5 protein-coding genes and 2 pseudogenes are annotated in these 9,191 nt (G+C 70.9%); 3 read left to right on the top strand and 4 right to left on the bottom strand.

The features are described 5' to 3' along the window. Positions 1-229 (bottom strand): annotated as a pseudogene (locus tag NBX02_RS00925) (hypothetical protein); the annotation flags it as partial. A 211-nt stretch (positions 230-440) separates the two neighbouring features. Between NBX02_RS00925 and NBX02_RS00920 the strand changes: the two are divergent. Next, on the top strand, positions 441-2,540 hold the full coding sequence (locus NBX02_RS00920; protein WP_445548189.1) for a glycoside hydrolase family 15 protein: 2,100 nt from the start codon (positions 441-443) through the stop codon (positions 2,538-2,540). A 679-nt stretch (positions 2,541-3,219) separates the two neighbouring features. On the opposite strand, the gene NBX02_RS00915 is transcribed toward NBX02_RS00920, so the two are convergent. Beyond that, positions 3,220-3,480, bottom strand: coding sequence for a cell division protein CrgA (locus NBX02_RS00915; protein WP_250282949.1), 261 nt, complete (start codon positions 3,478-3,480; stop codon positions 3,220-3,222). A gap of 689 nt (positions 3,481-4,169) precedes the next feature. Here NBX02_RS00915 and NBX02_RS00910 point away from each other — a divergent pair. After that, the gene (locus NBX02_RS00910) at positions 4,170-6,041 is read left to right on the top strand and encodes an AMP-binding protein (protein ID WP_250282947.1); all 1,872 of its coding nucleotides are present in this window, start codon (positions 4,170-4,172) and stop codon (positions 6,039-6,041) included. Positions 6,042-6,159: 118 nt separating this feature from the next. Continuing rightward, on the top strand, positions 6,160-6,807 hold the full coding sequence (locus tag NBX02_RS00905; protein ID WP_250282945.1) for an aminodeoxychorismate/anthranilate synthase component II: 648 nt from the start codon (positions 6,160-6,162) through the stop codon (positions 6,805-6,807). A gap of 90 nt (positions 6,808-6,897) precedes the next feature. Here the strand turns inward: NBX02_RS00905 and pknB are convergent, their stop codons facing one another. Next, positions 6,898-8,829: a Stk1 family PASTA domain-containing Ser/Thr kinase gene (gene pknB, locus NBX02_RS00900; RefSeq protein WP_250282943.1), complete on the bottom strand. Its 1,932-nt coding sequence runs from the start codon at positions 8,827-8,829 to the stop codon at positions 6,898-6,900. Continuing rightward, positions 8,813-9,191 (bottom strand): annotated as a pseudogene (locus NBX02_RS00895) (serine/threonine-protein kinase); the annotation flags it as partial. The gene pknB and the pseudogene NBX02_RS00895, both read right to left, overlap by 17 nt.

Raw genomic sequence — 9,191 nt, 5'->3', positions numbered from 1 at the left:
CGAGCAGGAACGCGCCGGCGAGGGCGCACCCGGCCACCCGCCACCAGGACGGCGACCAGGTGTGCGCGCCGGCCCCACCGGCGCGGCCGGCACCGGTACCGCCCGCGCCGTCCGCCCCCGTGCCACTCGCACGCGCGTCGCCCACATCGGCGCCGGTATGGCCGCCGTCGGTGCCGTCGGAGCGTCCGGCGCCGGCGATGTCCCGGTCGGCGAAGTCCTCATCCCGCATGTCGCCCAGCACAGCACATCCGGCGGCCCGGGCAGCATCGCCGTCGGCCCGCGGGCCGACGGGCCCCGTCCGGGCAGCGTGGCCGTTGGTCTGGGGGCCGACGGCCGTCCGGGCAGCGCCGCCGTTGGCCCGCGCGGGCCGTGCCGCTGCCCGGCCTGCGCATGGTCGATCTTCATGGCGATTACTATCCGCTTTCTCAACGTCACGTCAGATGACGGCCTGGCCCTGTGTACCGCACCCCGCCGCCGGGGCCTGCGGCCGGAGAAGGAGAAGAGCGGACGTGGCTTCGTTCCAGACAGCGTTCCAGACCGTGTCGCCGCCCACCCGGCGTGGCAGCGTCAGCCCGTTCCCGCCCATCGCCGAATACGGCTTCCTCTCCGACTGTGAGACCACATGTCTGGTCGCCCCGAGCGGCAACATCGAGTGGATGTGCCTGCCGCGTCCGGACGATCCGTCGGTGTTCGGCGCGGTCATCGACCGGTCGGCGGGCGGCTTCCGGTTCGGCCCGGAGCGGACGATGATCCCGGCCGGGCGCCGGTACCTGCCGGGCACGAACATCCTCGAGACCACCTGGCAGACACCCAACGGCTGGCTCATCGTCACCGACTGTCTCATTGTCGGACGTTGGCACCGCACCCAACAGCGGTCCAACACCCATCGGCGTACCCCGACGGACTGGGACGCCGAACACGTCCTGCTCCGGCTCGCGCGCTGTGAGCACGGCACCGTCGATCTCGCCCTGCTGTGCGAGCCCAACTTCGACTACGGCCGCCGGCCAGCGAGCTGGGCGTACGAGGACGCCGGTTACGGCAGCGCGGTCACCGTCCGTGGCGGCACAGGAGTGTGGGCCGATGGCGCCGTGCCACCGAGCGGCAAGCCGGACGACGGCCGGCGCGGCCCGTCGGAGCGGCCCGGCCCACGGATCCGTTCGCATCCCGAGCTGACCCTGCGGCTGCGGACGGATCTCCGGCTGGGCTTCGACGGCCGCCGGGCACACGCGAGGACCACCCTGGCCGAAGGCGGGACGGCCTTCGTGGCCCTGACCTGGCGGGCCAGCGACCCCTTCCTGCCCACCAGCTACGCGGAGGCGATCGCGGCGGTGACGCGGACGACCGCGTTCTGGCGGCAGTGGCTCTCCCGCGGGGTCTTCCCGGACCACCCGTGGCGTGGGCATCTGCAGCGCAGCGCGCTGGCGCTCAAGGGCCTGACCTACGCCCCGACCGGGGCGCTGCTCGCGGCGTCCACCACGTCCCTGCCGGAGACGCCGCGAGGGGAGCGTAACTGGGACTACCGGTACAGCTGGATCCGTGACTCCACATTCGCGCTGTGGGGCCTGTACACCCTGGGGCTCGACTACGAGGCGAACGACTTCTTCTCGTTCATCGCGGACGTCTGCGAGAACGGCGACGACCTACAGATCATGTACGGGGTCGGTGGCGAGAGCCGGCTGGACGAGCAGATCCTCGGGCATCTGTCCGGCTACGACGGGGCGTTCCCGGTCCGGGTCGGCAACGCGGCGTTCTCCCAGCGCCAGCACGATCTGTGGGGCGCGATCCTCGACTCGGTCTACCTGCACACCCGCTCGCGCGACTATCTGTCGGAGCGGTTGTGGCCGGTGCTGGTCAGGCTGGTGGAGACCGCCGCCGAGCACTGGCGGGAGCCGGACTGCGGCATCTGGGAGGTGCGGGGGGAACTACGGCACTTCACCTCGTCGAAGGTGATGTGCTGGGTCGCCGCCGACCGGGGCCGGCGGCTGGCCGCGATGCGCGGGGACGCCAAGACCGCGGCCCGTTGGGCGGCTGTCGCCGACGAGATACACACCGACGTGTGTACGAACGGTCTCGACGAGCGCGGAGTCTTCACCCAGTGTTACGGCTCGAAGGCGTTGGACGCGTCGCTGCTGCTCATGCCGCTGTTGGGATTCCTGCCCCCGACCGATCCACGGGTACGCGCGACTGTCCTCGCGATCGCCGACGAGCTGACGGTCGACGGCCTGGTGCTGCGCTACCGCGTGGAGGAGACCGACGACGGCCTGACCGGGGCTGAGGGCGCCTTCCTCATGTGCTCGTTCTGGCTGATCTCCGCCCTGGTGGAGATCGGTGAGGTGGTCCGCGCCAGGCAGCACTGCGAGCGCCTGCTGAGCTTCGCCAGCCCGCTGGACCTCTACGCGGAGGAGCTCGACCCGAGCACCGGCCGGCACCTGGGGAACTTCCCGCAGGCGTTCACCCATCTGGCTCTCATCAACGCGGTCATGCACGTGATCCGGGCCGAGGAGGCCGCGGGCGAGCCCGGGCCCGCCCCGGCGTCCTGACCTGTTGCGCCCCGCGCGTCACGGTCGCGGCCCGTATTTCCATAAATGTTCCGGTATATCCCCGTGTGTCATGGAGCGCCGTGGCGTCGCCTGCAGCGGTGCGTCCGCGGGTGCTCACCCATAACGATGCTCACCCGCGACGATATCCACACTGTGGACAACCGTTGGGGATGAATAACACCGGTGGAAGTTCCGTCCATCCCGCGGCGCGGCCGCCCGGCGATCAACCCGGTCCCCAGCCGGATCCGCCCGGCGGACACCCGCCGACCCGGGTACCCGCCGACCCGGGTACCCGCCGACCCGGGTACCCGCCGACCCGGGTACCCGCCGACCCGGGTACCCGCCGACCCGGGTACCCGCCGACCCGGGTACCCGCCGACCCGGGCGCCCGCCGACCCGGGCGCCCGCGGATCTGCGGGAGACCGGTGGATCTGCGGGAGATCGAGGACCCGCCGGGGAAAGGCCCGCTGGCGAAGGCCTGGAGTGCCGGCCAAGTGGTGCGAATCCCATCCACGACCACCCGCACAGGCCATGATCCAGGCGAGTTTGTCGTTGTGTACGCTTTTTGGCCGCAAAAGCGTACACAACGACAAAATTACGCCGATCTTCTCCGGTGGCCGGCGTCCATCGAGGTGCGCCACCGTTCGCGGGGATACGTATGGTTACCTGACCGGCGCTCCTAGCGCCACTGGGTGGAGACGCCGAGGCCGATCACGACGAAGCCGAAGCCGATGAGGATGTTCCAGGCGCCGAGGCCGCCCATTCCGGGGATGTCCCCGTTGGAGAAGTAGTAGACGAGCAGCCAGGTGATACCGATCAGGAAGAGCGCGAGGATCAGCGCACCCACCCAGGGCGGCGACGGTGGCTTGCGCTTGCGCGGCTGGGTGGCCTGGGGTGGTGCGCTGGTCGACTTCTTCTTGCGACGCCGGGAAACGGGCACTTCAGAGCTCCTCGGTGCACTGTATGATCACCATGGGCGAAGTGCCGCCCGTGCCGCCGGTGGGCCGGTAGGCCGCACGGGTACGGATCGCCCATTTCACAGGGTAGACATCCACTGTGCCGGGACGCGTCGGGGCACCCGGAAGGGCGGAAGCAGATGCTCCTGATTTCCCGCGCCCGCCTTCGGGAGCCGGGAATCCGGGCGGTCCCGGCAGGCCCAGGGCTCCGGCGCCGTGGGCGTCCCGGGACGCGCCCGACGGGCTCCCCGGCTCCGGCTCCGGCTCTGGCCCCGACCCCGGCTCTGGCCCCGACCTCGGCTCCGACCCTGGCCCCGGCCTCGGCTCTGGCCGGCCCCTGTTCCGATGCTGGCGTGGTGGTTCGTGGCCGGAGCGTGCGCGCCGTGTCAACGCCGGGGCGGGAAGAGCGCATGGGCGTGCCGGGGTGGGAGGGGGCGGGGCACGAGCCGTCCGGCGGGGTGCCGGGTCGGTGGCAAAACGTGACAATATTGTCGATACGTTGTGGACTGCTGCCGTGGATACGGCGGTGGATACCGTCATGGGCGCCGAGGCGACGGCCACGGGGGCCGTGCGTGACGGTGATCGGGAAATCGCCCCTCCCGGGAGCTGTTTCCCTGCCACTTCCTTGCCAGAATGACGCCCAACCGCAGTCCGACAAGGGAAGGTGTCCGCGATGCCAGGTGGATCGACAACCGAGCGGGAGACCGGCACGCTCGAGACCGGCACCTATGCTGACCGGCCGTGGCAGTCGTCGTACGCTGACGGCGTCCCCATCGCGGTCGAGATCCCCGATATCACGCTGGGCCAGATGTTCGAGAACGCCGTCGCGGAGTTTCCCGCGAACCCGGCGATCTCCTTCTTCGGGACGACGCTGACCTATAGTCGGCTTCGCGAGTATGTCGACGCGTTCGCCGGTGGCCTGGCGAGGCTCGGCGTCGTCGCGGGTGACCGGGTGGCGCTCATTCTGCCGAACTGTCCGCAGCACGTGATTGCTTTCTACGCCGTCCTGCGGCTGGGCGCGGTCGTGGCCGAGGCCAACCCGCTCTACACCGAGACCGAGCTGACCCACCAGCTTGCCGACTGCGGGGCCGAGTACGTGGTGTGTCTGGACCGTGCCTACGCGGTGGTGGAGGCGGCCCGCCGCTCCGGCCGGACCATGGTCCGCGAGGTGATCTCCACATCGATTCCCGACTTTCTGCCGAAAAAAGACCAGTTGCTGCTGCGGCTGCCCATTCCGCCGGCCCGCCGGAAACGCGCCGAAATCGTGACGGAGCTGCCCGCCGGCGCCCGCGCCCACGCTTTCCTCGACGTGTACCGCAGTGGCCGGGCCGCACCGGTACGGACGTCGGCGCCGGTGGCCATGTCCGATGTCGCGGTCCTGCTCTACACGACGGGGACGACCGGTCCGGCCAAAGGCGCGATGCTGACCCACCGTAATCTCGTCGCCAATGCCGTGCAGTGCCGGGCGTGGTTCGCCGACGCGCAGGCCGGGCGGGAGGTCGTCCTCGCCCTCCTGCCGATGTTCCACGCGTACGGGCTGACATTGTGCATGACAGTGGGAATGCTGATCGGCGCACACGTTGTGCTCGTACCGAAATTCGACGTGGCTCTGGTGCTCGACGCCATCGCCAGGCATCGTCCGACCATTTTCCCGGGAGTGCCGCCGATCTACCGGGCGCTGCTGGACGATCCCCGGTCGAAGAACGTCGACCTGACCTCGATCCGCGGGTGCATCTCCGGCGCGATGAAGCTGCCCGGTGAGCTGCAGCGGCAGTGGGAGGGCGCGACCGGCACCCCGGTCGTCGAGGGCTACGGCATGACGGAGGCATCCCCGGTGACCCATGCCGGTCCGTTGCGCGGCGAGCTCCGCCCCGGCTGGATCGGCCTGCCCTTCCCGTCCACCGAAGCGAAGATCGTCGACTTGGAGGACCACACGCGGGAAGTGCCGTTGGGGGAGCCCGGGGAACTGCTCATCCGGGGCCCGCAGGTGTTCGCCGGGTACTGGGGGAACCCGGAGGCCACCAGGACCGTGCTGAGCGACGACGGATGGCTGTTCACCGGCGACGTCGCCCAGATGGACGCCGCCGGCTGGTTCGAGATCGTCGACCGGAAGAAGGAGCTCATCATCGCGGGCGGGTTCAACATCTCGCCCAACGAGATCGAGGATGTGCTCGCCGGGATTCCCGAGGTCGCCGAGAGCGCGGTGATCGGCGTCCCGGACGCGTACCGTGGCGAGACGGTGAAGGCCTTCCTGGTGCTGCGGCCCGACGCGTCGCTCACCGTCGACGAGGTGCGGGCGTACTGTTCCGAACGGCTCTCCGCCTACAAGGTCCCGAAGATCATCGAATTCCGGTCGGAGCCGCTGCCGAAGATCGGGATCGGCAAGGTGCTGCGCCGCGCGCTGCGTGACGAGGAGCGGGCAAAGGCCCAGCGGCCGGCCGCCGCCGAGCCGACTGCCGCCGCCGAGCCGACTGCCGCCGCCGAGCCGACTGCCGCCGCCGAGCCGACTGCCGCCGCCGGGCCAAACGCCACCGACGGCAACTGACCGACCGTGGCCCGGCTGGACGCTCCCGGGCCGGCCACCGTCGCGTCCCGCGCCAGGGATCCGCCGGATTCCGCGGCTGGCCCGGTGGCGGGGCGGGTTCGGTGGTAAGAGGAGGAACATGCGAATCCTGGTGGTCGACAACTACGACTCGTTTGTGTTCAACCTGGTGCAGTACCTGGGCCAGCTCGGCGCGGACAGCGTCGTCCGCCGCAACGACGAGGTCGACGTCGACGAGCTGACGACCCTCGGCGTCGCCGGGGTGCTGGTGTCGCCCGGCCCGGGCACGCCGGAGGCGGCCGGGGTCAGTGTGCCGATGATCCGGGCGTGTGCGGCGGCCGGCATCCCCATGCTCGGGGTGTGCCTGGGGCATCAGGCTCTCGGGGTCGCCTTCGGCGCGACGGTCGGCCGGGCGCCCGAACTGCTGCACGGCAAGACGTCCGTGGTGCGCCACCAGGGGGCCGGGGTGCTCGCGGACCTGCCGTCACCGTTCATCGGGACCCGCTACCACTCGCTCGCGGTGGACTGGGCGACCCTCCCGGCGGAGATCGAGGTGACCGCCTGGACCGACAGCGGTGTGGTGATGGCGATGCGGCACCGGGCCCTTCCGCTGGAGGGTGTCCAGTTCCACCCGGAATCGGTGCTTACGCAGGGTGGTCATCTGCTGCTGGCTCGCTGGCTGTCGGTCTGCGGGGACGACACCGCGCTATCGGTCGCGCCGACGCTGTCGGCCGAGGTCGAGACCCTCCGTCAGGCAGCTTTCGCCTGACGGAGGGTGCCGCCCGGCGGGGTCCACCAGATGATCCCTGTCGGGGCTCCGGTGGGTGCCTCGAACGGGACGGCCGTGGGGGCAGCGCCGCTACACCCTGCCAGGGGGGTTGAGCACGTCATCGAGGCCCCGCTTGGAGGGGGTCGGGCTTGGCGACGGTGTCTGGCTCGGTGTCGTGGTGGCGGTCGGTGTCGACGTCGGTATCTCGGTGGCGGCGGGCTGCTGCTGGGCGATGTAGAGCGTCACGGTCGACCCACGGGTCGCCAGGCCGCCGCCGGGGCTCTGGGAGACGACGGTGCCCGTCGGCTTGCTGCTCGCGACAGCCTGCTGGACGACCTTGAAACCGAAGCGCTCCAGCTCGCCCTTGGCGGGGTCGACGGGCTGGTCCGTCACGTTCGGGACGGTCGCCTGCGCGCTCACCACGTAGATGATCACTTGTTCGCCGGGGGTGATCGACGTCCCCGCCGCCGGGTCGCTGGACTCGACCAGCCCGGCCCGGCGGGTTGTCGCGTCGGTAAAGGCGGAGGTCTTCACCACCAGCCCGGCCGCCTTCAGCTTGGCGGTGGCCGCGGCCTGCGTCAGCCCCGCCACGTCCGGAACGGTGAGGTCACCCGGCCCCTTCGAGATGATGAGGGTGATCTGCGCGCTCTTCGACACGGCGGTGCCCGGGGCCGGCTCGACGTTGAGCACCTGGTCCTTCGGCTCGTTGTTGTCGGTGGGCTTCGAGATGACGTTGGTGAAGCCCGCGGAGCTCAGGCTGTTCTTGGCCGTCTCGTACTTCTGCCCGATGAGGTTCGTCGGGATCGTCGCGGTGTCGGCGGCGGTGTCGTGGCCGTTCCCGCCCCCGCCGCCGAGCATGTTGGTCGCGATGATGGTGACGACAACGAACACCGCCACCACGGACAGGCCGGCGAGGATGTACTTCCAGGCGTCCGAACGTCTTTTCTCCGGCGGTGGCCCGCCGTCGCCCCCCCCGGGGCCGCCGAAGCCGGCCCGGTCGTAGCCGCCGGTGCGGCCGTAGGGGTCGTCCGGGACGTTGTCGTAGGGGCCGCCGCGGCCGCGGGAGATCAGGTGCGTCCCCGCCGTGGCCGTGGGCGAGACGCCCAGCCGGGTGGTGAGCTGGTCGTTGTCGAGCTGGGGGGGAGGGGCGTAGATGGGCCGGCCGGCCAGCGCCCGCTCGAGATCGTCCCGCATCTGCCCGGCGGTGGAGTAGCGGTCGTCGGGATCCTTCTCCATCGCCTTGAGCACGATCGCGTCGGCGTTGGGCGTGATGGTGCGGTCGTGGCTGGACGGCGGCTGCGGGCTCTCCCGTACGTGCTGGTAGGCGACGGCCACCGGCGAGTCGCCGCGGAACGGCGGCTGCCCGGTCAGCAGCTCGTAGAACAGCACACCCGTCGAGTAGACGTCGCTGCGCGCGTCCACCCGGACGCCGCGGGCCTGCTCCGGCGACAGGTACTGGGCGGTGCCGATCACCGCGGCGGTCTGCGTCATGTTGGACGTGGTCGCGGTGGTCGCCCGGGCGATGCCGAAGTCCATCACCTTGACCGAGCCGTCCTGGCACAGCATGACGTTGGCGGGCTTGATGTCCCGGTGGATGATCCCCATCCGGTGGCTGTAGTCCAGGGCGGCGCACACGTCGGAGGTGATCTCCATGGCCCGGCGCTCGGTGAACCGGCCCTCCTGCTGGAGCACGTCCCGCAGGGTGCGGCCTTCCACGTACTCCATCACGATGTACGGGACGGTCGTGCCGTTGATCAGATCTTCGCCGGTGTCGTAGACCGAGACGATCGCCGGGTGGTTCAGGGCGGCCGAGGACTGCGCCTCGCGGCGGAAGCGGGCCAGGAAGGTGGGGTCCCGGGCGAGGTCGGCCCGCAGCGCCTTGACCGCGACCTCGCGGCCGAGCCGGACGTCCCGGCCGCGGTAGACCTCGGCCATGCCGCCGTACCCGAGGACCTCGCCCAGCTCATAGCGCCCGCCCACCAGGCGAGGTTCGGTCCCGAACACCTCAGTCACGACTGCCACCCGTGCTCGCCTTTCCGCTTCCCGGGCCGGTACCCGCGGACGCTTCCCGGACATCTGGTCCGGCCGCGTCCGTGCGGCCGGCCGGGCCGCCGGTGATCCGGCTGCCGTCCGTGACACCGCTGGTCCCGGTCGTACTGTCACCGGTGACGATGCCATCTTCGGATCCGGGCCCGTGCACCGCCCGGGTCAGGGCCGGCGCGCCTTCGGAGGATCCGCTGGACCCGGCGATCGACCGGGTGACCAGCGCGGTGATCGCAACTGTGGCGATCAGTAGTGCTATCAGTACTGGAAGTGGCAGCCGTCGCCTGCCCGCGGACGTCGTGCCCTCCGCGGCCCGGCCGCGGGGCCGCCGTCGCCGGGCC

This window comes from Protofrankia sp. CiP1_Cm_nod1, from assembly GCF_920888515.1.
Taxonomy (GTDB): domain Bacteria; phylum Actinomycetota; class Actinomycetes; order Frankiales; family Frankiaceae; genus Protofrankia.
The sequence above is the reverse complement of the archived record's forward strand: the minus strand, read 5'-3'. Positions and strand labels throughout refer to the sequence as shown.

Excerpts from the sequence above, each read along its gene's own strand:
- NBX02_RS00920 (WP_445548189.1), top strand. The coding sequence starts at position 441 with ATGACGGCCTGGCCCTGTGTACCGCACCCCGCCGCCGGGGCCTGCGGC.
- NBX02_RS00910 (WP_250282947.1), top strand. The coding sequence starts at position 4,170 with ATGCCAGGTGGATCGACAACCGAGCGGGAGACCGGCACGCTCGAGACC.
- NBX02_RS00905 (WP_250282945.1), top strand. The coding sequence starts at position 6,160 with ATGCGAATCCTGGTGGTCGACAACTACGACTCGTTTGTGTTCAACCTG.